This is a genomic window from Sodalinema gerasimenkoae IPPAS B-353 (genome assembly GCF_009846485.1).
GTDB lineage: Bacteria > Cyanobacteriota > Cyanobacteriia > Cyanobacteriales > Geitlerinemataceae > Sodalinema > Sodalinema gerasimenkoae.
The window spans coordinates 4,495,960-4,521,593 of the sequence record NZ_ML776472.1 but is presented as its reverse complement, the minus strand read 5'-3'; the positions used below and the strand labels follow the sequence as shown (position 1 = coordinate 4,521,593).

Annotated in this window: 24 protein-coding genes, 1 tRNA gene and 2 pseudogenes; 13 read left to right on the top strand and 14 right to left on the bottom strand. The window is 52.9% G+C overall.

Going from position 1 to position 25,634, the window contains the following annotated elements:
- Nucleotides 1-236: 236 nt before the first annotated feature.
- From L855_RS19705 to moaC, 4 genes and pseudogenes are all read right to left on the bottom strand, one after another.
- Nucleotides 237-491 (bottom strand): acyl carrier protein, encoded by a 255-nt coding sequence (locus L855_RS19705; RefSeq protein ID WP_159790639.1) that lies wholly within the window; start codon nt 489-491, stop codon nt 237-239.
- Between the two features lie 199 nt (nt 492-690).
- Nucleotides 691-1,929, bottom strand: a complete 1,239-nt coding sequence (locus L855_RS19700) for an S-layer homology domain-containing protein (protein WP_159790638.1) — start codon at nt 1,927-1,929, stop codon at nt 691-693.
- A 56-nt stretch (nt 1,930-1,985) separates the two neighbouring features.
- A pseudogene (locus tag L855_RS19695) lies at nt 1,986-2,917 on the bottom strand (alpha/beta fold hydrolase).
- A 112-nt stretch (nt 2,918-3,029) separates the two neighbouring features.
- Entirely contained in the window at nt 3,030-3,542 is a 513-nt protein-coding gene (gene moaC, locus L855_RS19690) for a cyclic pyranopterin monophosphate synthase MoaC (protein WP_159790637.1), read from the bottom strand.
- Nucleotides 3,543-3,589: 47 nt separating this feature from the next.
- Between moaC and L855_RS19685 the strand changes: the two genes are divergently transcribed.
- Together L855_RS19685 and L855_RS19680 are read left to right on the top strand one after the other, a co-directional pair.
- A tRNA-Arg gene (locus L855_RS19685) sits at nt 3,590-3,663 on the top strand.
- Nucleotides 3,664-3,772: 109 nt separating this feature from the next.
- Nucleotides 3,773-5,332: an AbgT family transporter gene (locus tag L855_RS19680; protein ID WP_159790636.1), complete on the top strand. Its 1,560-nt coding sequence runs from the start codon at nt 3,773-3,775 to the stop codon at nt 5,330-5,332.
- 191 nt (nt 5,333-5,523) lie between these two features.
- On the opposite strand, the gene L855_RS22985 is transcribed toward L855_RS19680, so the two are convergent.
- The 4 genes from L855_RS22985 to L855_RS19660 all read right to left on the bottom strand — a co-directional run bounded on the left by L855_RS22985 (nt 5,524) and on the right by L855_RS19660 (nt 7,599).
- The gene (locus L855_RS22985; protein WP_159790635.1) at nt 5,524-5,787 is read right to left on the bottom strand and encodes a type II toxin-antitoxin system RelE family toxin; all 264 of its coding nucleotides are present in this window, start codon (nt 5,785-5,787) and stop codon (nt 5,524-5,526) included.
- Entirely contained in the window at nt 5,784-6,014 is a 231-nt protein-coding gene (locus tag L855_RS19670; protein ID WP_159790634.1) for a hypothetical protein, read from the bottom strand. The genes L855_RS22985 and L855_RS19670 overlap by 4 nt, the downstream gene beginning before the upstream one ends.
- 200 nt (nt 6,015-6,214) lie before the next feature.
- The gene (locus tag L855_RS19665; protein WP_159790633.1) at nt 6,215-6,385 is read right to left on the bottom strand and encodes a hypothetical protein; all 171 of its coding nucleotides are present in this window, start codon (nt 6,383-6,385) and stop codon (nt 6,215-6,217) included.
- A gap of 221 nt (nt 6,386-6,606) precedes the next feature.
- Entirely contained in the window at nt 6,607-7,599 is a 993-nt protein-coding gene (locus tag L855_RS19660) for a ParA family protein (RefSeq protein WP_159790632.1), read from the bottom strand.
- 241 nt (nt 7,600-7,840) lie between these two features.
- Between L855_RS19660 and L855_RS19655 the strand changes: the two genes are divergently transcribed.
- The 3 genes from L855_RS19655 (at nt 7,841) to L855_RS19650 (ending at nt 9,373) form a co-directional block, all read left to right on the top strand.
- Entirely contained in the window at nt 7,841-8,347 is a 507-nt protein-coding gene (locus L855_RS19655; RefSeq protein WP_159790631.1) for a phage integrase N-terminal SAM-like domain-containing protein, read from the top strand.
- 372 nt (nt 8,348-8,719) lie between these two features.
- Entirely contained in the window at nt 8,720-8,950 is a 231-nt protein-coding gene (locus tag L855_RS22980; protein WP_425500587.1) for a DUF6444 domain-containing protein, read from the top strand.
- 129 nt (nt 8,951-9,079) lie between these two features.
- Nucleotides 9,080-9,373: a hypothetical protein gene (locus tag L855_RS19650; RefSeq protein ID WP_159790630.1), complete on the top strand. Its 294-nt coding sequence runs from the start codon at nt 9,080-9,082 to the stop codon at nt 9,371-9,373.
- On the opposite strand, the gene L855_RS22605 is transcribed toward L855_RS19650, so the two are convergent.
- From L855_RS22605 to L855_RS19625, 6 genes and pseudogenes are all read right to left on the bottom strand, one after another.
- Nucleotides 9,354-9,473, bottom strand: a complete 120-nt coding sequence (locus L855_RS22605) for a DUF4926 domain-containing protein (protein WP_343039339.1) — start codon at nt 9,471-9,473, stop codon at nt 9,354-9,356. The genes L855_RS19650 and L855_RS22605 overlap by 20 nt on opposite strands.
- A gap of 71 nt (nt 9,474-9,544) precedes the next feature.
- Nucleotides 9,545-9,724, bottom strand: a pseudogene (locus tag L855_RS19645) (nickel pincer cofactor biosynthesis protein LarB); the annotation flags it as partial.
- 131 nt (nt 9,725-9,855) lie between these two features.
- Complete coding sequence (locus L855_RS19640; protein ID WP_219729961.1) at nt 9,856-11,601, bottom strand: hypothetical protein; 1,746 nt, start codon at nt 11,599-11,601, stop codon at nt 9,856-9,858.
- Between the two features lie 318 nt (nt 11,602-11,919).
- Nucleotides 11,920-12,132, bottom strand: coding sequence for a type II toxin-antitoxin system HicA family toxin (locus L855_RS19635; protein ID WP_159790628.1), 213 nt, complete (start codon nt 12,130-12,132; stop codon nt 11,920-11,922).
- Nucleotides 12,133-12,135: 3 nt separating this feature from the next.
- Nucleotides 12,136-12,345 carry a type II toxin-antitoxin system HicB family antitoxin gene (locus L855_RS19630; protein ID WP_159790627.1) on the bottom strand — a complete coding sequence of 70 codons (210 nt, stop codon included), beginning with the start codon at nt 12,343-12,345 and terminating at the stop codon, nt 12,136-12,138.
- Nucleotides 12,346-12,428: 83 nt separating this feature from the next.
- Entirely contained in the window at nt 12,429-13,727 is a 1,299-nt protein-coding gene (locus L855_RS19625) for a M16 family metallopeptidase (protein ID WP_159790626.1), read from the bottom strand.
- A gap of 145 nt (nt 13,728-13,872) precedes the next feature.
- On the opposite strand from L855_RS19625, the gene crtD reads away from it, so the two are divergent.
- The 8 genes from crtD (at nt 13,873) to L855_RS19585 (ending at nt 25,607) form a co-directional block, all read left to right on the top strand.
- On the top strand, nt 13,873-15,378 hold the full coding sequence (crtD, locus tag L855_RS19620) for a C-3',4' desaturase CrtD (protein WP_159790625.1): 1,506 nt from the start codon (nt 13,873-13,875) through the stop codon (nt 15,376-15,378).
- A 66-nt stretch (nt 15,379-15,444) separates the two neighbouring features.
- Entirely contained in the window at nt 15,445-16,779 is a 1,335-nt protein-coding gene (locus tag L855_RS19615; RefSeq protein WP_159790624.1) for a TrkH family potassium uptake protein, read from the top strand.
- 166 nt (nt 16,780-16,945) lie between these two features.
- The gene (locus tag L855_RS19610; protein ID WP_159790623.1) at nt 16,946-17,644 is read left to right on the top strand and encodes a potassium channel family protein; all 699 of its coding nucleotides are present in this window, start codon (nt 16,946-16,948) and stop codon (nt 17,642-17,644) included.
- A 168-nt stretch (nt 17,645-17,812) separates the two neighbouring features.
- Nucleotides 17,813-19,108, top strand: a complete 1,296-nt coding sequence (locus L855_RS19605; protein WP_159790622.1) for a bifunctional sterol desaturase/short chain dehydrogenase — start codon at nt 17,813-17,815, stop codon at nt 19,106-19,108.
- 6 nt (nt 19,109-19,114) lie between these two features.
- Entirely contained in the window at nt 19,115-20,146 is a 1,032-nt protein-coding gene (locus L855_RS19600) for a glycosyltransferase family 2 protein (protein WP_159790621.1), read from the top strand.
- 61 nt (nt 20,147-20,207) lie between these two features.
- Nucleotides 20,208-21,899 carry a chaperonin GroEL gene (gene groL, locus L855_RS19595; protein ID WP_159790620.1) on the top strand — a complete coding sequence of 564 codons (1,692 nt, stop codon included), beginning with the start codon at nt 20,208-20,210 and terminating at the stop codon, nt 21,897-21,899.
- A gap of 292 nt (nt 21,900-22,191) precedes the next feature.
- Nucleotides 22,192-24,324, top strand: coding sequence for a PAS domain-containing sensor histidine kinase (locus tag L855_RS19590; protein ID WP_159790619.1), 2,133 nt, complete (start codon nt 22,192-22,194; stop codon nt 24,322-24,324).
- Complete coding sequence (locus L855_RS19585; protein ID WP_159790618.1) at nt 24,306-25,607, top strand: GTP-binding protein; 1,302 nt, start codon at nt 24,306-24,308, stop codon at nt 25,605-25,607. Before L855_RS19590 ends, L855_RS19585 begins: the two co-directional genes overlap by 19 nt.
- The last annotated feature ends 27 nt before the right edge of the window (nt 25,608-25,634 follow it).

Below are 25,634 nucleotides of genomic sequence, written 5' to 3'. Positions count from 1 at the left end.
AGCTGGAATGCTTTTCAGGAGCTTGTTTTTCCTAACTATCACTGTCTTAGTTAGTTTGTCTATCGCGGTGGGAATCGGGTGAGTTCAAGGGCGATCGCGCTCGTCCCAACTGTCAACGACGCTGGCGACGTAACGAGTATCTGCCAGACGTTGAGTCGCCGATGATGGCGCGATCTCCGTCAGGATGAAGCAGGACCGCCTAACCAAATGCGTCGGTTAACAGTCCTACGTCATCACTAGGCTTGAGCAGCGGCGGATTTTTCCTGGATATAGTTAACGGCATCTTTGACCGTCAGAATTTTTTCGGCATCTTCATCGGGAATTTCGATATCAAATTCTTCTTCAAAGGCCATGACTAATTCCACAGTGTCGAGAGAATCGGCACCGAGGTCTTCAATGAAACTGGCTGCTTCTTTAACTTGGCTGGCTTCAACACCCAAGTGTTCCACGACAATTTCTTGGACTTTTTCTGAAACGTTCGTTTGACTCATCGTTAGACTTCCTATATTAACTGGCGCAGCAAGGTCATGCGGCTGATCCGCAGACAAGCGATTTTACCGTCTGTCGGGGACAACAAACAAGGGATCCGATGCGTTCATGCGCTCAGGGGTTGTTTATCATCTTATCGGAAAGGGCGATCGCCCCCACAACCCTTGTGACCCCATCCCGGTTGGCACTCCCCCGGCCCATCTAGGGCAAAGGCTCAGCCTGTCCTGCTCGAACTAGGGCTTGATAGAACATAGCCGTTACCTCAGCGCGGCTGGCTTCTCGTTCTAGGTCGAGGCCTTCAGAATCGGGGCGGTTGCGTTCGAGTTCGGCCTGTACGGCTGCTGAGACGGGAGGTCGGGCCCAGTCGGGAATTGCATCGCGATCGCCGTAGGCCTCTAAAATCGCCGCCGGGTCATCTGGTTCTGAGAGATTCAGGCCCGCCCGCAACGACAGCAGCACCTCTAAACGAGAGATAGACCGTTCCGGGCGAAATTCTAAACCGGGATAGCCACTCAAAAAGCCCCAACGTACCGAGGTGCCAATGGCAGAGGCAGCCCAATAGTCATCGTCGAGGTCCACAAAGTCCAGTCCTTCCCGGACATCCTCGTCACCCTGAAACACCCTCTCAACCAGTTGTGCATATTGAGCACGTGTAACCGGCTCATCGGGAGCAAAGCGATCGGCTTCTACTCCTCCAATCAAGCCTCGGGCAGACATGGCGTCAATATAGGCTCTGGCCCAATGGTTTTCGTCAACATCGACAAAGTTAATGGGGTCACCCACGTCGTCATTGATATCAGGACGAACCTCAGCCGCTGTCTCCTCCTCATCGGGACTTGGAACCCCAGCCATCTCCTCAGGAACCTCCGTCTCGGCTGGGTCTTGAGTTACAGGTGGCACGACCGGGGGGACTCCATTGTCCAGGGTGGCATCGGTTTCAGGGTCAGTCCCCGCTGTCTCGTCGTCATCGAGGAAGGTTTGGGCCTGTTGTCCTAAAATGAGCCCGGTGGTGGTGAGGGCCAGTCCATCGGAGGAGTCATCCGTTTCTAGCAATCGTCGCGGCGAGCGGCGGCGTCCTTCCTGTTCAGCACGACGGCCAGCCCGTCTCGGCGTTTCCTCCTCCTCAGTGCGCTGACGGCGGGGAACTCGGCCCGGACGCGCTTGAGTTCGTTCCCGGCCAGTGAGGGTGGGGGGTGCTTGTCTGAGGCCGAAGAGAGAGCGGTCTTCCGACTCATCGCGGCGGGCCGGGGGGCCTTCTTCATCCTGGGCCAAACCGGGGATATCAATGCCTGCGATTTGACTAGGAGCGATGCGTCGCAAACCGGCTGCCCCCAAAATCCAGACCCCCAAGCCGCCCAGGGTGGCAAGGGTGACAAAAATGGCAATCCATTCATCCGGTTCAAGACGCCGGGGGGGTTCAGGAGGAGTGGGGTTAGCCATAACAGCACCTTAAATGAACAGCAGTGGTCTTGTTGACCTTGATGATATCAGGATATCTAAGTGGATTCAGTGACAGAGCCTGAGGAAACAGCCGTTTCTGGTCTATCGATGTGGCTCTCTTGCAGTTGTTTTAGAAATGTCTCGATGACGCCAATGGTGACGGCGGGAAGTTCAAGATGGGGGGTTAGGCCCACCTCTTCAAGTACCTCGAAGGCTTGCACGGCTTCAGGATTGAGATCCGCGAGACGGCGACCGACTTCAAAGTTGACAAATTGGGATTTTTTGCCCCAAAGCATGGCGGTGGGAACCTTGAGTTCTGGGAGATAGCGGGCTAAGTCAAAGCAACAGTCGCCGCGAACAAAGGCCAGGGCGGCATAGTCGGCATTGTCCTGTTGAGCGGATTCGAGGTAGGCCTCGATGATTTCGTCGTAGATGCGTTTGGGATTGGCAAATTGACGCTGTTCTAGGAAGGAGCGGATTCCCCCTGGGGTGGCGACTCCTAAGCCATAGAAGAGGCGATCGACGATGGGGGTTTTGACGATTTGAGCAAAAAAGGTGTTGTTGTAGCTATTGCCGAAGTCAGAGAGTCCGGTGGGATTGGTGAGGATTAAGGATTTGAATCGCTCGGGATGGGCGATCGCCGCGCGAATGGCAAACGCCGCCGTCAGGGAGGAGGCTACAACTGTCACCGGCCCCTCACAGGTAGCCGCGAGGAACTCCCCAATCATGGTGATGTAGTCATCGGGGACATAGTCTCGTTGAGGATGTTCGGAACGACCCCAGCCAATGAGATCCGGGGCCAGAATCCGATAGCGAGGGGCGAAGGCGGGATAGACTTTCGACCATTCATAAGCCGACGACCCCCCACCAAGTCCATGGAGGAAGACCAGGGTGTCTCCACTGGGGGGGCGATCGCCCTCAGCGGTGAGGCCATGCGGCCCAAGGAGGTTTGAATTGCCTGTTGGCTAAAACCGGGGGGAATCTTCATATTGCTTGCTCCTGTTGATCTGTGATTTGAGGGGGGTTATCGTGTGGCAGGTTCTGTTCCTGTTGTAGCGAATGCTGGGAGCGGCGGTGTCCATCGAAGGTCAGAGATGGATTTAGGGATGGGGGCGATCGCCGGCTTGGATATCCCCAGATTGGCCGCCAGTTTTCCTGAGCAGGCGAATCCCCTCAATTTGCAGGGTTTTCTCCAGAGCCTTCGCCATATCATAGAGGGTCAGAGCGGCAACTGAGACCGCCGTTAAGGCTTCCATTTCCACTCCCGTTTCGGATTTGGTCTTTACCGTGGCTTCGAGGCGATAGCCGGGCAAATCCGGTGCAGCTTCAATCTGAACATCAATTTTTTGCAAGGGCAGGGGGTGACAGAGGGGGATGAGCTGGGCCGTCTGTTTAGCAGCCATGATGCCTGCGAGTTTTGCCGTTGCCAAGACATCCCCTTTGGGGGCATTTCCGGCGGCGATCGCCTCAAACGTCTCTGGCTTCATCCGCACATAGCCCTCGGCCGTGGCTTCGCGAACGGTGACCGCTTTCTCGGAAACATCCACCATACGGGCTTCGCCACTCTCATCGAGGTGAGTTAAATTTTTTTTCGGCTGGGGGGGTTGCGTCATCGATTTTTTTCAGTTAGAATGGTCTCCTAGCGAACAACGCAAGGCAAGGGCTTGTAGCTCAGTGGACTAGAGCACGTGGCTACGGACCACGGTGTCGGGGGTTCGAATCCCTCCTAGCCCGTTCCAAAGTATAAACGAGTGGTTTCCAATTCGGGAACCACTCGTTTTGCGTTTCGGGGCTAGAGACTTCCCCAAGCTTCATCTCACAACTCGTTTAGGGTGAGCCATCCATGGAAGACAACAATTCCCCTCAATCTGAATCTCCCCGCCAGTCTGCGGGGAAATTACGGGGGTTAGATCGGGTTCTGGGTTGGATCGAACGGGTTGGCAATGCCCTACCCGACCCCGTGACGCTGTTCCTAATTCTAGCGATCGGGGTAATTCTTTTGAGCGCCTTGGCGGCGGCGGCAGGGCTTTCTGTGGTGCATCCAGCAACGGAAGAAACAGTTACGGCCGTGTCGTTGCTGTCTGGCGAAGGCTTGCGACAAATGGTGACCGAGGCCGTGCAGAACTTTGTGCAGTTTCCTCCGTTGGGGCCGGTGCTGGTGGCCATGCTGGGGGTGGGTCTGTGCGAACAGACTGGGCTGCTGTCTGCCGCGTTGCGGTGGGGAGTATCGGCGACACCGCTGGCTTTGATCAGCCCTGGTATTGTGTTTTTGGGGGTGATGTCAAACCTAGCGTCGGATGCTGGGTACGTGGTGTTAACGCCCCTAGCGGCGATGGTGTTTGCAGCGGTGGGTCGCCATCCGATTGCGGGGCTGGCGGCGGCGTTTGCCGGGGTTTCGGGAGGCTTTAGTGCCAACCTACTCATCGGGACCCTAGACCCCTTGCTGGCCGGCATTAGTCAGGATGCCGCAGGCTTTATCGACCCAGGTTATGTGGTGAATCCCACCGCCAACTACTACTTTATGGCGGCGTCGACCTTTGTGATTACCCTGGTGGGGTGGTGGATGACCGACAAGGTAGTTGAGCCTCGTCTGGGTTCCTATGGGGGCGATCGCACCCCAGAAGATGAACAGACCCTCACCGCCTCCGAGCGAAAGGGGCTTCGCTGGGCCTTGTATGCTCTGTTGGCCGTGCTGGCTCTGCTCGCCCTTCTAGTGCTACCCCCCAATGGCGTTCTGCGCGATCCTGAGACGGGCAGCCTTGTCCCGTCTCCCTTCCTCAATGGCATTGTCATTTTGATTACCCTGGGTTTCCTGATACCGGGAATTGCTTATGGCATGGCGGCGGGGACCGTGCGCAACGATAAGGATGTGGTCAAGGGGATGTCCACAGCGATGAGTGCCATGGGCTACTACATCGTGCTGTCGTTTGTGGCGGCACAGTTTATTGCCTACTTTAGCTGGAGTAACCTGGGGGTTATCGTTGCGGTGAATGGAGCAAATTTGCTAGAAGCTAGCGGCTTTACAGGCATTGCGCTGCTGTTAAGCTTTGTACTGCTGAGTGCGTTTATCAACCTCTTCATCGGTTCAGCGTCGGCGCAGTGGGCGATTATGGCTCCCATTTTTGTACCGATGCTGATGCTATTGGGCTATACTCCGGAACTGACGCAACTGGTGTTTCGCATTGGCGACTCGACGAGTAATATCATTACGCCGCTGATGGTCTATTTTCCTTTGATTGTGGCGTTTGGGCAGCGGTTTGATAAAAATCTCAAGATTGGCACGTTGATTGCGACCATGTTGCCCTATTCGGTGGCGTTCCTGATGAGCTGGTCTCTGTTTTTTGCCCTCTGGTTTCTGTTGGGGTTGCCGCTGGGTCCAGGGGCTGGGATTCAGCTGCTGTAAGGTTGCTGGGCGGTGGCATGGTGAGGGCGATCGTCATGCTTCTATTGTACTGAGGGGTTAGAGGGGCGATCGCTGGGCGGATGCCGAAGCCGCTTGGCAATGTTGCTACTGGGGCGAGAATCTTTCTGGGACGCTTCGCGACATCCTGTACGTTGCTTTGCGGTCTAACGGGGCTATTCTACTGCTGGCGCTTATGAATAAAATTGCTCATACTCGTCATGATTGCCGATCCAAAACCATGTCACGGTGTCACCTTCCAAGACTCCAAGAGCACGATAGCTGCGCGTCACTCGTACAGACCAAATGCCCTCCTCGCTGTTAATGCATTTGAAATGTAACGATGGATGAAATGGGTTCTCTGCCCACAATCGGTATGCCTTTCGCGCCCGCTCTCTTACAGAACTACCCAATTTTCGATACCCCGACCAAAAAGAGGGTAGTGTTGCAGACTTCATAGTTGCTCGTAGTCCATCGGCACCGACTGCCCTGCTGCAATTTCCTGCTTGGCTTTACGAGCTGCCGCGACTAGACTACCCTGGGTCTGTTGGAATAAGTTATCCCAACGCTTCTCATCTTCCAAATCTGCAATGTAGTCTCGGATATGTTCTACAACTTTTTCCTGCAACTCATCGGGCAAGGATTCAACCATCTTCACGATTGTGACAATAGTAGTAGAAGACATAATTTTTTCTTGACATAGTAGTTTGCTGCTTCTATTTGCAGTCTAGCATTGAGCAGCTATAACAAAGCTAGACAACAAATCTTTTTCTGGTTCTGCTTCTGTGGATGCAGGGACAACCGCCGCGCTGACGGGGATCGATCGTGATTCGTTCGAGTAGAGCTGTCATTGAGTGCGACTTCGCAACCATTTTTACGATGGTATTAATTCGGCGGGTTCGCGTTGATCGAGCGGAGTGAGAATCCTTCCGGTACGCTTCGCGATCGCCCGCGCACTACTTGAACAATCCAAACAGGCAGATTCATCGGGGTGGGGGCGATCGCCGCAAACTCGTCTGGAGTGACGCGAAGTGTAAGGTCGCTGGGCGGTTGCATGATGGGGGCGATCGCTGTTGCCAGCCTCTTTGACCTTGCGGATACTTCGGGGTTGGCTTCTATTGTATTGGGGGGTTGGAGTGGCGATCGCTGGGCGGATGCCTAAGCTGCTTGGCGAGGTTGCGCGGTTATTTGCGTGCTGCTTTGCCGTCTAACGCAAAGCGCACCGGTGGCCTTTACAAAGAGAAACGACGTAAAGGCCATCCGTGTGCCGCGTTTTGTTAAATAACCTGCCTCAGCTTTGTCATAATCGGGTCAAAATGCTGCCTAGAGTTCCTTGCTCTCGTTATATGGGCACCTGTTAAACCATCCCTTGAAGTGCAGTCAAAGACTGGCTTTCGTGCTTCTAAGGAATAAGGAACCAAGCTATGAAGGTTTGGAATACGGCCAAGTTTCCATTCATTGTCAGTCCAATGATGAACTTGGCCAATTGGGTCAAGTTTATCAACGATGTTGTCTTTCACCGCTTGCTCAACCCTGCTCCCGAAAATTGACCAACCTCGAGTCATGCCATCTTGGTTTTGACGTACATTGTGCTGCTGCATTACATATCCAAGAAACGTCGGCTTACCAGCAGGAAGCGCTAACCCTTGACCTTTCCAAGAACTGTTGCATTGATACCATTCACCTGCCCAGTTAACTAGCTTATTTCCTAGATTTTCCGTACCTCTGATTGAGAACAAATCGGGAGACATCGGCACAATAAAATAGTCACTTGCAGCCAAAATTGCACGATTTAGTGCTCCAAGATTTGGCCCAAGATCTAACAGAATTACATCAGCATCGACCTTCCCACCACACCATTTCACATACCTGTATATCGCAGATTGGACTCGTAGCGCAGGTTCAGCACCACCTTTAGCAGAGCTCCAAGTATCACCCAGCACGTCCTCATAACTACTCAGCAAAATGTCACCCGGAATCAAGTAAAGTTTCGGATACAAACTGCTTACTTTGGAAGGGCCTCTTTGGCGGATATCCCCCAGACCCTGATAAACCCGCTCAATAGCGTTCCAAATACTATTTCCTCGATCCAGCTTCCAGCTTTTTTCAAGCTCTGACTCCGAGATGCAGTAAGAGGATAAATTGCATTGACTATCTAAGTCTGCGATCAAAACAGTCTTCCCCTCTTTCTCAAGAAGGTGGGCAATATGGTACATGTAGGTGGTTTTACCGACCCCACCTTTATTGTTAAAAATACTAACTATCTTCATTTAATCTCCAATATTTAACAATTTATCAGACGGAAACTTTCCACATAATACCCCATATAAGCAGATTAGGCAGAAAAACTCTATCTAACGCCCCCCTGGGGGTGATTAAGTAGACGATTTCAGCATAATGTCCCCCTAAGGGTGATTAGGTGGACGATTTCAGTGTAACTACCATTTTGATCGAACGTCAAGGCTGCATTAGGATTAATTTAATACTTCCCAGCGCCAGCATTCCCAGACCATGCAACCTCCTCCCAAGAAGCTGCTAGATCGCGTGCGCGACGCGATCCAAGTCAAACACTACTCCTACCGTACCGAACAAACCTACCTTCAATGGATTCGCCGCTACATCCTCTTTCACAACAAGCGCCATCCCAATGAAATGGGAGTACCCGAAGCCGAAGCATTTTTGACCCAGTTGGCAGTACAAAATGGAGTAGCAGCAGCCACTCAAAATCAAGCACTTAGTGCAATACTCTTCTTGTACAAAGAGATATTAGGTCGCCCCTTAGAAGGAGTTGACGCTATCAGGGCTAAGCGTTCTCGGAGGCTCCCTACAGTTTTGACTGTCGAGGAAGCGCGGTTGGTGATTCATCAAATGTCAGGTGTTCATCGTCTCATTGTCCAACTGCTTTATGGCAGTGGCTTGCGACTGCGAGAGGCAATGCAATTACGCATCAAAGACTTGGATTTCACACAGCATCAGATTGTGGTGCAAGATACTAAAGGAAGACAGAGCCGGGTGTAGCCTTGTGATGTAGCGTTTGGGTTCTCGATCGCTCATTTTCAACTCCCAGAATCTTTACTTCTTTGCAATAGCTCTACGGTGTACTTACCTTGCTCTTGAATTGTTTCTCTTGCGACTTCCAGAGCCCTTCCATAGAACTGCTCAACGCTCTCCAACTGTCCGATTAAATCTTCAATTATCTTCCGTTTTCGATTGTTCGAGCGCTCCAGGCTGCCAATTTCATAACCTTTATAGCGGTTTCAGAAACGTAAGCATTCAGGTGGGGGGGCTTGACAAGCGGGAAGAAAGGAGTGGGCTAGAGCCATGAAGAGCCGACTGCCGAAAATTCCCAAAGACTGAGAAACGCTAGAAAAGCGGACCAAATCAGTTCTAGTGGAGATAGTGCTGCAACAGCAAGCAGTGCTCGAAGAACTCGTAGCGGAAGTCGAACGGCTCAAAGCATTGATAGACAAGGATAGCCAGATCTCCTCCAAGCCTCCCTCAAGCGACCTCATTCGGCATTCGGAGAAAGTCAAAGAGAAAGCGGAGTCCGAGCCATCAAAGCGAAAACCGGGAGGGCAACCGGGACACCCCGGAATTTGGGCGTTTCCTAAACCCGCGTAGCTGGCAATGCTCTCTATCGAGCCTCAAATCTGTCATCAGTGCGGCGGAAACCACTTTCAAGCCAGTGCCGCCACCATAAGCCGCTCAGCCGTGGCTCAAGACCAGCTTGCGGGGTAGCTTTAACAACTCATGGTTGTTCACGCCGCTATCTGCGGTCAATGCGGAGTCCGAGTCGCTGGAGAATTACCCGAAGGCGTTATCCCCGGACAAGACCTATCAGCGAAGCTACAAGGATTGTTAACCTGGCTGGGACACTACGGGCATCTCTCCTACGCCAAACAACAGGAGTGGTTGTGGGAGTTCGCTCAAATCTACGTGGGGACAGGAACCCTAGAAGCCACCAGTCGGCGAGTCGCCGAGGCAACGCTTCAACCCGTTGAAGCCTTAAGAGAGTGGAGCCGTCCTAGAAGGACGGGGTTTTAGACCCAAAATTTTCGATAATAGCGCCCTGGGTACCCACAAGCAGGTTATGTTCTGGTAGGCTCACCAGTAGTTCCACGATATCGAAGGGTTCTGGGTTCATGATAGCTGTCTTTTGAGGTAGGCGGTGAATTGGCGGGGGAGAGGATCGTGACGGAGAACAATCCCCCCAACTCACTCAGCGGCGGATTGACGCATTAACGTTTCCCCAGTACGTAGACTTTGCCCCGCCAACATGGCCCCGCCAAAACCATTATCGATATTCACTACCCCAATTCCCGTCGCACAGGAGTTTAACATCGTCAGGAGGGGGGTGAGACCACCAAAACTGGCCCCGTAGCCGATGCTGGATGGGGAGCGGGTTAGGGGCGATCGCACAAATGCGGGCCTGGGGATAGTAGCGGACATCTCGCAGGCGATCGCTCCCCCGTTAATCGCGAACTTGGTCCAGCCAAGTCATGAGGAACCAACTCGCTTTGGAGGGGTTATTTGCGGCGGATGGCGACACCGTGGGTATCACTATGTTCCCCGCCTTGATAATCATGACCTCCCGCAATAGGCGCGATCGCCCCATCAATGACATTAGAACTGCGCAGGACCGAGACCAAGCGGCCTGATGCCCCATTCTCCATCAGTTCAACTACCCCAACGCCCGGACAACTCCCTTGAGAGGAATGACCCACGGAAACGGGAAGCGGTCCGCGCAAGGCGATAAACAGATACTTGCCATCTGGACTCACCTCTATTAAATCCGGAGCCGGATCGTTGGTGGGCAAGTCAGAATCATCGGTAACTGAAGCAGCCGCACAAGCACCGACACCAGTCCCTTGCCCATCGGCTGAGGTAAGGTCATACTGAGTCCGTTCTAAGGTTTGGCTGTTAAACACCTGCATCTGATTCTGAATCCGGTCCGTGGTATGGATATAGGTGCCAGACACCGTGGCAATCATGCCATGACTATCATGACGAGTGGTCATACCGGGGAATTGTCCCGTAGTATTCTCCGCCTCGCCACTGGTATTGCCATTAGTTGCCGTATTGTTGGGGTCTTTATACACCAACACCGGGGCGGGACTGTTGGCAGGATTCGGACCGTTCGTGAACGCCTGATCCTCCAGGGTATAGACGGTAAAGGTGGATTGGGTAGCTCCCGCATCAGACGCAGACACCCCAGCATTTAACCAGATATTGCCGTCGGCTTCGACTCCCCCGCAACCGGCACCATTAATGACTTCTGAGCCATATTCCCCAATGAGACTCATGGGAGTGGTTGTAGTATCGGCAACTAATAGACCCCCTCCGGCGAGGGTAATGTAGGCATGATCTAAGCTAGAGATAATCGGGCAAATAATCAGGTTATTGGCTCGTCCCCCCTGGCTGGCATCGTTGTCAGCGGCACAGCCGTTTTCTTTACAGTCCCCACTGGGGGTTAGATCAGCTAAGGCGTTGGGGTCATAGTCGCCCGCGACTTGCCCCACTAAATCATGATTGTGGGCGTTTTTGCCGCGATAGACTTTGGCGGATTCGAGGACTTCCATGCCTTTGCCAACACCTAACGAGGCGGTTTTGTTATAAATCGCATCAATAATTTGGTCCTGTTGATTGCGGACAATATCAATGCGTTCTAACACTTTTCCATGTAAGTTAGCGACGAATAGGGCGCTGCCGTCGGAGTTCCAAAAAGACATATGCACAGAACGTTCTGGGCCACTTCCATTGGTCGCAGTGGCTCGAAATAGGGCGATCGCCTCTTTGGTTTCTCCATCGAGAATCCCCACATAACCGCCCCCTGGCGTGAATAAATTCACATTGAGATATTTATGTTGGGGGTCAGTTAACATCCCATGTAAACGACCCAGACCCGGTAAGTCCCCTAGGGTTTTCCCTGTGGGGCGGTTTTCGTCGTATTCAGCCAAGTTGGGCGGGAAAACAACCTTGACATCACAAGGGCCATCTCCGGGGCGATTTTGGCCATCACAGCCCAGCGGTTGAGCCGGAATGCCGGATTCAATTTGCTGTTCTAGGTCCTGACTGTCCCAAATCCAAATCAATCCCCCTTCCACGCCTAAACTGTCCAGACCTGGGACTGAGTTAGACTGGTCAGACCCCCAGATTTCATAAGAGGTATCATGGGGGGCAACGGCTTGAGACACCGTCACTTGAGAGATACTGAATAGGGTGGTTGCGACCCCGATTAACACCAAATTTATCGGTTTTCGCAACCATTTCATGAGAGTGAGCATTGGTGGTTGTGCAGAAATAGTCTAAATCACTCTAGCCGAAAATGGACTCTATGGAAATCATGCCCAGAAAACAATGTTCAGGGTGACGCTGGTTTGCTTGATGGATATGATCGGTGTGTCTCTATAGCGATTCTCCTCTGGAGACGCTTCGCGATCGCAGAGGGGAAAGATGGCAATGATTCAGACAATCCCGGACAACTAGGTGACATTAAAGACCCTAAATGGACGTAAATGATGGCAATTTTGACTTTTCAGGGGGGGGATTTCTCTGGGGGTGCAGCCGTGGGGATTATCATCACCGGCACTCTAGAGTTCTTCAACCGTTAATCCGATGTCGCTGGCAATTTGCCGCAGCAGTCTGGGAGAAATGTCACGCCCTTTATGAAACGGAACAGTTGTTCCCCGCCCATCCTCATGACGAAACTGCTTGTGTGAACCCTTTTGACGAACTTCTACAAAACCGAGATCTTCGAGAAGACGTACAACCTCTTGCGGCTTGAGGACGGGAAGATTACTCATCGCTTACTGCACCACAATCTGCTGTGTGCCAATAAACTCCGTCTCAAACAAGACCTCCTCATCTTCCAAGAGCATCTCAATGACTTCACGAAGATTCTCCTGCAACTCGTCCAAGGTTTCACCCTGGGAATGCGCTCCCGGAAATCCCGGAACATACCCCACATAGAGGCGAGTTTCAGAATCTCGCTCAACAATGGCTGTAAACGTCTTCATAAGATCGTGGTGTGACTGGACTGATCCCATGTTAGGCTGGCTCAGCCCGATCGCCCCCCGATCGCCCCATACCATCCCCCAGCTTAGCCCGGACGCACAATCACCACCCCAAATGCCTCAGGAGAGAGGTAGGTTTGGGCGGCTTCCCGTAAATCCTCAGGAGTGAGCGATCGCACCGCTTCGGGATAACTCAACGCCGGTTCCACATCCCCCACCAACGCCTGAAAATAGCCATATAAATTAGCCCGATCGCTCGGCCGTTCACTGCCAAACACAAAGCGATTCGCCACCTGCTTACGAATCCGCTCCATCTCCGACTCCGACACCAACTCCTCCCGTAAACGGCGCACTTGAGCAATAATCGCCGCTTCCACCTCGTCGAGATGGACTTCGGCCAACTGTCCACCCACCTGAAACAATCCCTGGAGGCGATAACTGAGATTTCCTGCCCCCACCTGAGACACTAACCCTCGTTCCTCCCGTAACTCCCGCACCAAACGTCCAGTCCGTCCCTGGCCTAAAATACTCGCCAACACATCCAGCGCATAGGTTTTCTCCAGTTGCGCCAACCCCGGAACCCGCCATAACAAACTCAACCGGGCCTGTTGTAACGTCGGATCGGTATACTCGCGGCGCACCACCTCAGAAAATCCCAACTCCGGCGCGGGGAACGATCGCGGCGGCAACGGACAGGCGATCGCCAAATCATCCTCAGACACCATCGCAAAGGCATTCGCCACTGTTGCCACCAACTCCTCCACCGGCAGATTTCCCACCGCCACCGCTGTCAGAGATTCCGGGCGATACCAACTGCGGTGAAAATTCCGCATTTGCTCAGGATGTAACCCTGACACAATCTCCGTCGATCCCAACACCGGACGACGATAGGGCAACTCGGCAAAGGCCAACTCGATCGCCCGCTGATAATTGCGACGATGGGGATTATCATCAGAACGGCGAATCTCCTCCAACACCACCTGACGCTCCCGCTCAAAGGCCTTGTCCGCAATCTGGGGATTCAACACCACATCGAGTTGTAACGGCGTTAAACGGGCAAAATCTTGCGGCGCACAGGTGAGATAAAACTGAGTATAATCCTGACTCGTCGCAGCGTTGATAACGGCTCCCCGCGCCTCGATCCGACGCTCAAACTCCCCCATCTTCAGGCGCTCGCTGCCCTTAAAAATCATGTGTTCAAGGAAGTGAGCTGTCCCCACCATCGTATCTGGCTCGATGGCTGAGCCAACATTGAACCATAAACTGAGATTCACCGCGTCAACCGGAACCTGCTCGGCAATGACCGTTAAGCCATTGGCAAACTGACGAATCGTTGGGGCATTGAGGGAAAAATTAGCGGGGCGACTGAGGAGAGTAGAAGTCATGAGCGCTTGAAGTGAACAATCGACAAGAGGTCGATACAGCGAGAGTTTGCACCACAAAACTGCAAACCCTCTTTTCCAGTTTAAGTTACTTTAAGTATTAAGAAAGGTAAACTTAGATAAAAATTTTCTCAATTGTCAAGATTCCATGAATAACTCGCCCAAACCCCAGGAAATTATCGTCATTGGTGCGGGCATTGGAGGACTCACCGCCGCCGCTCTTCTATCACATCGTGGCTACTCTGTCAAGGTGTTTGACTCGGCTATCGTGCCAGGGGGTTGTGCCTCCACCTTCAAACGGCGAGGCTTCACCTTCGACGTGGGGGCGACTCAAGTGGCTGGCCTAGAACCCGGAGGCATTCACCATCGCATCTTTAAGGAACTGCACATCCCCCTCCCAGCCGCAACCCCCTGCGATCCCGCCTGTGCCGTCTATCTCCCCGGAGAAACCGAACCCATCAACGTTTGGCGAGATCCCCTACGCTGGCGAGAGGAACAACAACGGCAATTTCCCGGTAGCGAGCCATTCTGGCAACTGATGAGAACCCTATTTCGCGCCAGTTGGGCCTTTCAGGGACGCGATCCCGTCCTTCCCCCCCGCAACCTCTGGGATATCAGCCGCTTACTGGGGGCCGTTCGCCCCGGAACCCTGGTGACCGTTCCCTTTACCTTTTGGACCGTTGGCGATGCCCTACGCTGGTTTAGTCTTGAGGGCGATCGCCGCCTCCGCACCTTCCTAGACCTCCAACTGAAACTCTACTCCCAAGTCGAGGCCGAAGACACCGCCCTCCTCTATGCCGCCACTGCCCTCGGCGTCTCCCAAACCCCCCAGGGACTCTATCACCTAGAGGGGAGTATGCAGGTGTTGAGCGATCGCCTCCAACAAGCCCTAGAACGCGATGGCGGGACTCTCCAGATGGGTCATCGCGTCGAAGCCATCCATACCCACAACAACCAAGTCACTGGCGTCACCGTCCGTCACCTGAAAACCGAGGAAACCTGGACTGAACCCGCCGATATCGTCATCGCCAACGTCACCGTGCAGAACCTCGTCCAACTCCTCGACAATCCCCCCTCCGGCTACCGTCGCCGCGTTGATAAACTGCCCCCCGCCTCCGGGGCCTTTGTCATTTATCTAGGGGTTGACGAGGCCGCCATCCCCCCCGATTGTCCGCCCCATCTGCAATTCTTCTATGACGGCGAGGGGGAAATCGCCGAGAATAACTCCCTCTTTGTCTCCGTCAGTCGTCCCGGCGATGGTCGGGCCCCCGAAGGACAGGCTACCCTAATCGCCTCCACCTTTACCGATGTGCAGCAATGGTGGAACAGCGATGATTACGACCAGCTTAAAGACCACTATACCCAGGAGGCGATCGCCCGTCTAAGCAGCTATTTCGATCTCTCCCCCCATCACCTCATCCATATCGAAGCCGCCACCCCGCGCACCTTTGCCCACTTTACCGGCCGTGATGCCGGCGTCGTCGGCGGCATTGGCCAGCGAGTCAGTACCTTTGGCCCCTTTGGCTTCGCCAACCGCACCCCCACAGGCAACCTCTGGCTGGTGGGCGATTGCACCCATCCCGGCGAAGGAACCGCCGGTGTCAGCTACTCAGCCCTCACCGCCGTGCGCCAAATTGAGGCAAAATTTTGCTAAAAATTTCAGAATTGGCAAACCTCGCTAAGATACTACAATGCCATTTATTTTCACCCGCCTCCGTCCATGACCGTTGCGCGAACCATCTGTTTAGGCTTCCTCAGTGTCATCACCATTGGAACCATATTATTAATGTTTCCCCTATCCCTCACTGACGGGAGTTGGAATTCCCTGGTAACTGCCCTATTTACTGCCACCTCAGCAACCTGTGTCACCGGCTTAATTGTGGTGGATACCGGCAGCTATTATTCCTTCTGGGGGCAATTAATTATCCTGACATTGATTCAGGTCGGGGGCTTGGGATATATGACCGCCAACACCTTCCTCCTGATTTTACTAGGTCGTCGTTCTAAGGTTCGTTATCGTATTGCTCTACAAGACTCCCTTGATTCAGCCGGTTTATCCAGTGTATCGCAACTCCTTAAGTCTATTGTCGGATTGACAATTATTTTAGAACTGACTGGCATCTTTGGCTTGATGACCATTTTTGTACCCGAATCGGGTTGGAGAACAGGAATTTGGCAGTCCATTTTTCATAGTATTAGCGCCTTTAATAATGCTGGATTTAGTTTGTTTGAAGACAGTCTAATGGGCTATGCTAATGTAGCTCGAATGACTTGGATCATTAGCCCTTTGATTATTTTAGGGGGAATCGGCTATCAGGTGATGATGGAAGCTTTTTTTGCGCTGCAAAGTAAACTCAAGAAAAGTTCAAAACGATTCCGCTTTTCCCTCCATGTTAAAATTGTTACCAGTACCACTCTGATGTTGCTTATTGTTGGATTTTTTGGATTTTTTGTGAGTGAGTTATACAATCCAAATACCTTACTTGGCTTATCTTGGCCTAATAAACTTCTCGCGGCTTGGTTTCAATCTGTGACCATTCGAACCGCAGGATTTAATAGTATTGATGTTGGAGGAATGACCACAGCTGGATTATTTTTAACCATTGCTTTGATGTTTATTGGCGCTAGCCCCGGAAGTACGGGTGGAGGTATTAAAACGACGACGTTTCGAGTGTTGATTACTTGTACAAAATCGGTCTTGCAAGGGCGAGAAAATGCTGTTATTTACGAACGTCGTATTCCCATCGAACTGATTATGAAAGCTGTTGCCGTTGCAGTAGGCTCCATATCAGTTGTGACGCTTTCAACAATAATACTGGCTATCTCGGAACCAAACTTAGAGTTTATTGGTATTTTCTTTGAAACCATATCGGCTTTTGCAACAGTCGGCTTGTCAACCGGTATTACCAGTCAGTTTTCTATATTTGGAGCTTTAGTGATCACTCTCTTAATGTATGCTGGACGGGTCGGAATTCTGATTTTGATGGCGGCCCTACTTGGGGACCCCAAACCCAGCGCCCTTGAGTATCCTGATGAAGATTTGCTGGTGGGATAACGAGGACAACCCCAAGAGATTGCCCCTAGGTTAGTAAAATCCCAAAGGATTGCCCCTACAAGGCGAGTGTTATAGAATTAGACTTCAACGGGTTAGACCTCATTTGCTTGATTTTCATTTACCTTGATTTACATAATTCCTTTATTCCCGTTACGGACTAGCAACCATGAACCTATCCTCATTTAATTTTTTGAAAAGTTGGCATCCGGACAATAATAAGCAATTTGCTGTAATTGGCTTAGGGCGCTTTGGGCGTGCCGTGTGTGCGACCTTGCATGAGAATCGCTACGAGGTTTTGGCGGTAGATCGCGATGAAAAGTTAGTGAATTTAGCCCTGAACGATCGCATCGCCGACCATGTTCTCTGCCTAGACACCACCGAACCCTCTGCCCTGAAAGAAGCAGGTCTATTTGAGTTTGATATTGTTATTGTGGCCATTGGAAATTTCCTGGCCGAAAGCATTATTACAACCTTGAACCTCAAAGAAGGTGGTGTTAAACACGTGGTCACCAAAGCCTCTTCTGAGGTTCACCAGAAACTGCTAAAAAAAGTCGGGGCCGATCGCGTCGTCTTCCCGGAACGAGAGATGGGATGCGCCTTGGCCCGCGCCCTCACCCGTCCCAGAATCTTGGAACAGTTTGAACTAGACCCGAACCACAGTATTGTGGAAATCGTCGTTCCTGACAAATTTGAGGGCAAAACTCTCTCCGAATTGGACTTACGTAAGTCCCATGGGATCAGTGTTTTGGCAGTGGGAAAAGATGACGGATTTGAGATTAACCCCAGTCCCCAAGCTAAACTCAAAAAAGGTTTGGCCATGGTGGTAATTGGCTCAAATCGGGACCTTGATCAACTGCCCCTATAGCCGAGACTCGCGAATTATGATTCAATTCAAAACGGACTCCATTGAAAGGCGAGGCTTCAGTGATAGCATCTCCCCGTGGGTTTTAATGACCTGGACTCGCAATCATATCGAAATTATATCGCAATCATATTGCAATCATACAGTGGCTAGAGAGCCAGACAGGAGACGATGACGAGCATTTCTTGGGGCTATTGGGGCGCGATCGCAGCTTGGGGATTCGGCGCAATCCTCTGGGTTGAAGTGGTGCGGGATCTTTATCATGCCCTGGCCCATGTTTGGACCCCCCTGGGGCGACTCCATAATTGGCATCATCGGGTATTTCGCCCCGATCTGACTCCCAACAGTGCATTAATTTACCGTCAGGCCCAGTGGTACAACGATGTTCCCGAAGCCTGTGTGATGATTGCCTTGAGTGTTCCCTTCTGGGGGTTAGCCCAAATCATCACCCCTGCGTTAGCCTGGGGATGCGTTCTGGGAAGCCTCTATGCAGCGGTTTTCCTCCTGGCGGCCATGGCCCGGGGGATGGGGTGGAACTGGGCCCATCAGGTCAGTGATATGACCCATTTACCGGGGCCGTTTCTCAATCCTCCTTCCCGTTGGTGGGTGAATCGTCCCTACCATTGGCGCCATCACTTTGAGAATCAGAACGCTTATTTTTGCAGTACATTAACCTTGGTGGATCAGGTTATGGGAACAGCACTCTCCCTTAAAGGCAAAACTATCGCTGTCACTGGGGCCTCAGGAACTCTCGGTCAAGCCTTGCTACAGCAGTTGCAGGCCCAAGGGGCGAAGGTGGTGGCCCTAACGTCGCGCGATCAGCCTATCTATCTCGATAATGCAGACGATCCAATTCCTACTCTACAATGGCAGGTGGGGCAGGAAGCCGCCCTACAACAGGAGTTACAGGGGATCGACATCCTGATTATCAATCATGGCGTTAATGTTCATGGCGATCGCAGCCCCGAGGCTATTGAACAGTCTTATCAAGTCAACGCCTTCTCCGCATTGCGGTTGATGGAACAGTTTTTAAAGACCGTTGAGAGCGATCGCGATCGCGTCCGTAAAGAACTGTGGGTGAATACCTCAGAAGCAGAAGTCAACCCCGCCTTCAGTCCCCTCTACGAACTGAGTAAACGCACCCTCGGGGATTTCGTGACCCTGCGTCGCCTCGATTCTCCTTGCATTATCCGCAAACTCATTTTGGGGCCCTTTAAGAGCAACCTCAATCCCGTGGGTGTCATGTCCGGCGATCGCGTAGCCGCCAAAATCGTCAAACTCGCTCAGCGGGATGTCCGCAATATCATCGTCACCATCAATCCAGTGACCTGGGTCCTTCATCCCCCCAAGGAATTGATGGTTTCCCTCTATTTCCGTTGGCTCACTCGGCCCTACCCAGTTGAGGAAACTTGTGCTAACCAGGATGTATCTAACCGGTCTTCAGACCCATCCTCCCCTCCTCAATGACCTACCATGCTTTCTAACCCCTCTTCTCTCTCAAGCCTTGATGTCCCTTCCTTCGATGTCTCCGTGGTCGTCCCCATCTACAACGAAGTCGAGAGTGTAGGACATTTGGTTGAGGCGATCGCCACCATCATGGAGGGGACGGAGTTCTCCTATAACATCATTCTCGTAGATGATGGCTCAACCGATGGAACCCGCGATCGCCTACGGGAGTTAGTTGGGGAGTATAAGCAACTCAAAGTCATTTTCCTGCGGCGTAACTATGGCCAAACCGCCGCCATGGCCGCCGGGTTCCAGGAAGCCGACGGAGGCATCATCGTTACCCTCGATGGTGACCTACAAAATGACCCCAAAGATATCCCCTATCTCGTCTCCACCCTGGACGAGGGCTATGATCTCGTCAGTGGTTGGCGAAAAAACCGCCAAGATGCGGCCCTGACTCGCCTGTTGCCCTCAAAAATTGCCAACTGGCTTATCGGCCGCGTCACCGGCGTTGACCTTCATGATTATGGCTGTTCCCTAAAAGCCTACCGCCGCGAAATTGTCGCCGACATGAACCTCTACGGAGAACTCCACCGCTTCTTACCGGCCCTGGCCTTCATCGAAGGGGCCCGCATCGCCGAAGTTCCCGTGAGCCACCATTCCCGGCAATTTGGCACCAGTAAATATGGCTTAGGGCGCACCTTTCGCGTGTTAATGGATCTGTTGACGGTGTTTTTCCTCAAGAAATTTCTCACCCGTCCCATGCACGTCTTTGGCGGCTTGGGGATTCTCTCCATTGTCTCGGGGGTCATTTTAGGCATCTATCTAACGGGGCTGAAACTTTTGGCAGGAGCCAATATCGGCGATCGCCCCCTGCTGATGTTGGCCGTTTTTCTGTTGATTGCTGGAGTGCAATTGTTTAGCTTTGGCCTCCTCGGCGAGTTGTTGATGCGGACCTATCACGAGTCCCAACATCGTCCCATCTATCGCATCCGAGAAATTCTGGCCCAGTCCTCCGCGAACCGATCCGACGACGGGAGTACGGTTTCTACGAATTAGCACTCCCCCCGCTAGAGTGCTAAGTTTAGGTGTTGGAGTTGCTAGACTATACAGATCATTCATGGCCAAAATTATTTCCTTCGATGAAGACTCACGGCGGTCTCTAGAGCGGGGGGTTAACGCCCTCGCCGATGCCGTCCGCATTACCCTAGGCCCTAAAGGTCGTAACGTTGTCCTAGAAAAGAAATTCGGGGCGCCAGATATTGTCAATGACGGGATCACCATCGCCAAAGATGTGGAACTCGAAGATCCCCTAGAGAATGCCGGGGCCAAGTTAATCCGCGAAGTGGCCTCGCAAACCAAGGATCTGGCTGGAGATGGAACCACCACCGCAACGGTTCTGGCCCAAGCCATGATTCGTGAAGGCTTAAAAAATGTTGCCGCTGGCGCTAACCCCGTCGCCCTCAGACGAGGGATTGAGAAGTCCGTGGCTAAACTGATTCAGGAAATTGCAGCCGTTGCCAAGCCTGTCGAAGGAACGGCGATCGAACAAGTGGCGACCGTCTCGGCGGGCAATGACAGCGAAGTGGGCGAAATGATCGCCAAAGCCATGGATAAGGTGACCAAAGACGGGGTGATTACCGTTGAGGAGTCCAAATCCCTGGCAACGGAACTCGAAGTGGTCGAAGGGATGCAAATCGATCGCGGCTATCTCTCCCCTTACTTTGTCACCGATGCTGAGCGGCAAACGGTGGAGTATGATGGCGCCTATGTCCTGATTACTGACAAGAAAATTAGCTCCATTCAAGAGATTGTTGGGGTGTTAGAGAAAGTCTCCCAACAGTCGGCCTCCTTACTCATCATCGCTGAAGATGTTGAAGGCGAAGCCCTGGCGACCCTCGTGGTCAACAAAGCTCGTGGTGTCCTCAATGTCGCTGCCGTTAAGGCTCCTGGCTTTGGCGATCGCCGTAAGCAGATGTTACAAGACATCGCCACCCTCACCGGTGGACAGGTCATCTCCGAAGATGTGGGACTAAGTCTTGACACGGTGACCCTAGATATGTTAGGGAAAGCCCGCAAGGTCAACATCAGCAAAGACAACACCACCCTGCTCTCGGAAGACGATCCCCGGCAAAAATCCGACGTTCAAAAACGGATTGCCCAACTGCGTCAGGAACTCGAGCGAACTGACTCCGACTACGATCGCGAAAAACTGCAAGAGCGCATCGCTAAATTAGCCGGTGGTGTGGCAGTTATCAAAGTTGGTGCCGCCACGGAAACAGAACTCCGTAGCCGCAAACTCCGCATCGAAGATGCCCTCAACGCCACCAAAGCTGCGGTGGATGAAGGCATCGTCCCCGGCGGTGGAACTACCCTGATTCACCTGGCCAAAGTGCTCAGTGAGTTCAAATCTAGCCTCCAAGGTGAAGAACAACTCGGGGCTGAAATTGTCCTCAAGGCCCTAGAAGCTCCTTTGAGCCAAATCGTAGACAACGCCGGTGGTGAAGGTGCTGTTGTGGTTGAGAAAGTGCGCGAAAGCGAGTTCAACATCGGCTACAACGCCATCAGCGGCAAGTATGAAGACCTCATCACCGCTGGAATTATCGATCCCGCGAAGGTGGTGCGTTCGGCTCTGCAAAATGCCGGTTCCATCGCTGGGATGATCCTAACCACGGAAGCCCTGGTGGTTGAGAAACCCGAGAAAGCTGGTCCTGAAGCCGACATGGGCGGCATGGGCGGCATGGGCGGCATGGGCGGCATGGGCATGGGCGGCATGGGCATGGGTGGCATGGGCATGGGTGGGATGATGTAATCCCCAACCCAGAGACTCATGGCCCATCTCGGCCCGTAGGGTCGGTCTAGTTTGACCCTTACATTCACCCCTACAATGGAGGGAGGCGATTTTGCCTCCCTTTTTTGTTCGGATTTTGCCCGAAACTATTGGCAGTGCCATCCGAACTCGCGTACTCTGAACAGTAGCCTGGCATCAGCATTCCCTTAGCCCCCTGACTCCTTGGCTGTTGCCCCAGGCTACTCCATCATCAGGGCTTCTCAGCCTAGGTAGCTCCAGTTGGCCTCGGCTGCCCAACGACACTCAAGCCGCCATGTACGTCCCCACGAATTTAGACCTATTTCAGTCGTTCTTGGCCCACAGTCCCATTGCCATAGCGATGGTGGATGATCAGATGCGATATCTCTGTGTCAGCCGCCATTGGTGCCAACTCCTCGGCGGTGAGCCGGACGCCTTGGTGGGGCGATCGCACTATGAGCGCTATCCTTACAATGCGAAGCGCTGGCATAGCATTCATCACTATTGCTTGGAGCGCGATCGCGGTGGACGTTGGCAAGATTTACAATTCCACCCATCTGATGGCCGCACACGCCCCATCACCTGGAATATCAGTCCTTGGAAAACGCCTCACGGTGAGATCGGGGGGCTGATTCTCGTCTGTGAGGATATCAGTAAACCCAAACAGGCCCTTCAGGAACTACGTCGACAACGAACCGCCCTCAGTCTGCAATTGACGAAAGTGCAAGCGGAGTTAGAAAAGGCGCGTCAGGAACGCGATCGCATTGAAAATATCCGCAGCATGAGTCAGATCTCCATTAACCAGGCTGGGGATGCGGTGTTTTGGATTACGCGAGACGGGAAAATCTTTTATATCAACGATGCTGCCTGTCTCTCCCTCGGCTATACCCGAGAACAGTTGTTGATGATGACCATTCACGAGATTAACCCGGATTTGCCCCCGGAAATTTGGCCCGATTACTGGGATCAGATTCGTGAGTTCGGCTCCTTTACTCTAGAATCTCGCCATCGCACCAAGGACGGCAAGGTCTTCCCCGTGGAGATTACCATCAACTCCCTGGTCTACAACGACGAAGAATATACCTGCACCTTTGCCCGGGATATTAGTGAACGCAAACACGCCGAGGCAGAACTCTATCAAGCTACCCTGGCGGCTGAGGCGGCTAATGAGGCTAAAAGTTCTTTCCTCGCTAACATGAGCCACGAGTTACGCACTCCCCTCAATGCCATTATTGGCTATAGCGAAATTCTCCAAGAAGAATTTGAGGATATGGAACTCGAGGATGAGGAAATTCTCACCGACCTCAAGAGTATCACCACGGCGGGCCGCCATTTGCTGACCATTATTCAAGATATTCTCGACTTCTCCAAAATTGAAGCCGGGAAAATGGATCTCGATCCTCAGGTGTTTAATGTGGCGACCTTGGTGCAGGAGTTGGCCAGCACGGTTCAACCTCTGGTGGATAAGAATACCAACAGCATTCGCGTCGATTGTAGTCTCAATGTGGGGACGATGGATGCAGATCAGACGAAGGTTCGGCAAGTGCTGTTGAATTTGCTTAGCAATGCGGCGAAGTTCACCCACCAAGGCACGATTGTTTTAAGCGTGAATCGTCAGGAGTCCCCCTTTAGTATTATGTCTATGTCCGGGGACGAGGAGCTATCGGCTGAGATGGCCGACGAGATAGCCGATGAGATGGCCCAGGGCCAAGATCCCCCGGGGGGCGTCTCTCGGGAGTCTGTGGCCGCTGGGGAGCCGGGCTGGATTTGCTTCCGAGTCAGTGATACGGGAATTGGCATGACTCGTGAGCAGATTAATCATATCTTTCAGCCCTTTACTCAGGGAGATCAATCGACGACAAAACGCTATGGGGGGACAGGTTTAGGATTAGCGATTAGTCGTCGTTTTTGTCAGATGATGGGGGGCGATATTACCGTGGAAAGTGAACCGGGGGTTGGCTCGACCTTTATTGTGGATTTGCCGGCGGGCCAGGTGGCGGGATCGTTAACGATGGGCCAGGAGGGGAAACCGGTGAATATCAACCATCATCCCCGAGAGACGGCCAATTCTCAGGCGCGATCGCCCGAGGATGGGCCCCTGTTGGAGGAAACGGCGGAGTTGTTGGAGTTACCGGCGTTCTCCAATGTGAATCTCAAGGATTTTGAGCCGGAACCCCTGGCTTCGGCATCTCTAGAGGCCTTTGATGATGAGTTTGCGGAGGTTGATGTGGAGGATTGGTGGAGTTTAGAGGATGATGAGATGGAAGCCGCCACGCCTTCCCTACCGGTGCAGTCGTCCTCAGACTGGGGCGAGGCCCCTTGGGATGAAACCCAATGGGATGAGAGTATGTTTGGAGATGATGGTCAGGAGCAGGAGCCTCCCTTGGACGAGGAAACGGAGTTAGATTATTGGGAGTCGGAACCGTGACGGATTGGCAGCGTTTTTCTCTGGCTCGGGCCCGCCAAAGTTTGCGGCGATCGCTCGCTCGTAGTCGTCAACAGCAAGCAGGAGGGCGATCTCCTCGGGTACAGTCTCAGCGAGAGCAGTTAGAGCAAAGTTTACAGAAGTTGGAGAGTGGCTTGATTCGGGTGGCGGTGTTTGGGGCCGTCAGTCGGGGCAAGTCAGCGGTGTTGAATGCCTTACTCGGACAACGGGTGTTTGCGACGGGCCCCCTCAATGGGGTCACCCAATGGACGCGATCGGTGATGTGGCAGCTTCCCTCCCCCACGGGAACGATTCCGGTGGAGTTGATTGATACCCCCGGAATTGATGAGATTGCCGGGGGAGAACGGGCGATTATGGCGATGGATGTGGCTAAGCAGGCGGATTTGATTCTGTTTGTGGTGGCGGGGGATTTGACGCAGACGGAGTATTTGGCCTTATGTCAGTTGGGGGAATTGGGTAAACCGCTGCTGTTGGTGTTTAACAAGATGGATTTGTATCCTGAGTTGGATCAGGCGCAAATTTTGGCTCAGTTACGTCAGTTGGGCCGGGGGGAGCGGCTCCCGTTGGGCCTCGATGAGATTGCTTGTGTGGCGGCGGAACCTAATCCGCGACGGGTGCGCCATGAACGGGCCGATGGCCGGGTGGAGGAGGCCTGGGAAACGCCCACTCCTGATGTGAGGGCCTTAGAGGAGAAGTTGCGATCGCTCTTATCCTCTCAAGGGATGGCCTTGTTGGCGTTAAATGCTCTGGTGCAAGGACGAGAGGCGGAACGGGCGATCGCGCAGGCGAAGTTGGACGCTCGCAGTGAGGAGGCGGAGCAGTTGATTCGGGATTTTGCCCTCTATAAGGGGGCGATTGTGGCCTGTAATCCCCTGTTTGTGGTGGATGTGATTGGCGGAACCGTGGCGGATTTACTGTTAGTTCGCAGTCTTGCTCGTCTCTATCACCTGCCGATGACCAGTCATGAGGCAGGAAAACTCTTGCGAACAATTTTTGTCAGTGCTGGGGGATTACTCTTAGGGGAAACCCTCGGGAATGCTCTATTTGGAGGCGGCAAGTTAGGACTGCTGGCGGGGGGATTTCCGGGATTTTTGGGCATGGCCCTGAGTCAGGGGGCGATCGCCGCCTCGGGCAGTTATGTGGTGGGACAAGCGGCGAAAACCTATTTAGAGCAAGGCTGTACCTGGGGTGAGGCGGGGTCAGATACGGTGATTCGTGAGATTTTGAGTCAGTTGGGGGAGGAGGCAAGAGGCAATAGGCAATAGGCAATAGGCAATAGGGGAAAGGCGTAG

What these genes read in the sequence shown, in the direction of transcription:
- L855_RS19705 (WP_159790639.1), bottom strand. Translation starts at nt 491, where the DNA reads ATGAGTCAAACGAACGTTTCAGAAAAAGTCCAAGAAATTGTCGTGGAA.
- L855_RS19700 (WP_159790638.1), bottom strand. Translation starts at nt 1,929, where the DNA reads ATGGCTAACCCCACTCCTCCTGAACCCCCCCGGCGTCTTGAACCGGAT.
- moaC (WP_159790637.1), bottom strand. Translation starts at nt 3,542, where the DNA reads ATGACGCAACCCCCCCAGCCGAAAAAAAATTTAACTCACCTCGATGAG.
- L855_RS19680 (WP_159790636.1), top strand. Translation starts at nt 3,773, where the DNA reads ATGGAAGACAACAATTCCCCTCAATCTGAATCTCCCCGCCAGTCTGCG.
- L855_RS22985 (WP_159790635.1), bottom strand. Translation starts at nt 5,787, where the DNA reads ATGAAGTCTGCAACACTACCCTCTTTTTGGTCGGGGTATCGAAAATTG.
- L855_RS19670 (WP_159790634.1), bottom strand. Translation starts at nt 6,014, where the DNA reads ATGTCTTCTACTACTATTGTCACAATCGTGAAGATGGTTGAATCCTTG.
- L855_RS19665 (WP_159790633.1), bottom strand. Translation starts at nt 6,385, where the DNA reads ATGCAACCGCCCAGCGACCTTACACTTCGCGTCACTCCAGACGAGTTT.
- L855_RS19660 (WP_159790632.1), bottom strand. Translation starts at nt 7,599, where the DNA reads ATGAAGATAGTTAGTATTTTTAACAATAAAGGTGGGGTCGGTAAAACC.
- L855_RS19655 (WP_159790631.1), top strand. Translation starts at nt 7,841, where the DNA reads ATGCAACCTCCTCCCAAGAAGCTGCTAGATCGCGTGCGCGACGCGATC.
- L855_RS19650 (WP_159790630.1), top strand. Translation starts at nt 9,080, where the DNA reads ATGGTTGTTCACGCCGCTATCTGCGGTCAATGCGGAGTCCGAGTCGCT.
- L855_RS22605 (WP_343039339.1), bottom strand. Translation starts at nt 9,473, where the DNA reads ATGAACCCAGAACCCTTCGATATCGTGGAACTACTGGTGAGCCTACCA.
- L855_RS19640 (WP_219729961.1), bottom strand. Translation starts at nt 11,601, where the DNA reads ATGAAATGGTTGCGAAAACCGATAAATTTGGTGTTAATCGGGGTCGCA.
- L855_RS19635 (WP_159790628.1), bottom strand. Translation starts at nt 12,132, where the DNA reads ATGAGTAATCTTCCCGTCCTCAAGCCGCAAGAGGTTGTACGTCTTCTC.
- L855_RS19630 (WP_159790627.1), bottom strand. Translation starts at nt 12,345, where the DNA reads ATGAAGACGTTTACAGCCATTGTTGAGCGAGATTCTGAAACTCGCCTC.
- L855_RS19625 (WP_159790626.1), bottom strand. Translation starts at nt 13,727, where the DNA reads ATGACTTCTACTCTCCTCAGTCGCCCCGCTAATTTTTCCCTCAATGCC.
- crtD (WP_159790625.1), top strand. Translation starts at nt 13,873, where the DNA reads ATGAATAACTCGCCCAAACCCCAGGAAATTATCGTCATTGGTGCGGGC.
- L855_RS19615 (WP_159790624.1), top strand. Translation starts at nt 15,445, where the DNA reads ATGACCGTTGCGCGAACCATCTGTTTAGGCTTCCTCAGTGTCATCACC.
- L855_RS19610 (WP_159790623.1), top strand. Translation starts at nt 16,946, where the DNA reads ATGAACCTATCCTCATTTAATTTTTTGAAAAGTTGGCATCCGGACAAT.
- L855_RS19605 (WP_159790622.1), top strand. Translation starts at nt 17,813, where the DNA reads ATGACGAGCATTTCTTGGGGCTATTGGGGCGCGATCGCAGCTTGGGGA.
- L855_RS19600 (WP_159790621.1), top strand. Translation starts at nt 19,115, where the DNA reads ATGCTTTCTAACCCCTCTTCTCTCTCAAGCCTTGATGTCCCTTCCTTC.
- groL (WP_159790620.1), top strand. Translation starts at nt 20,208, where the DNA reads ATGGCCAAAATTATTTCCTTCGATGAAGACTCACGGCGGTCTCTAGAG.
- L855_RS19590 (WP_159790619.1), top strand. Translation starts at nt 22,192, where the DNA reads ATGTACGTCCCCACGAATTTAGACCTATTTCAGTCGTTCTTGGCCCAC.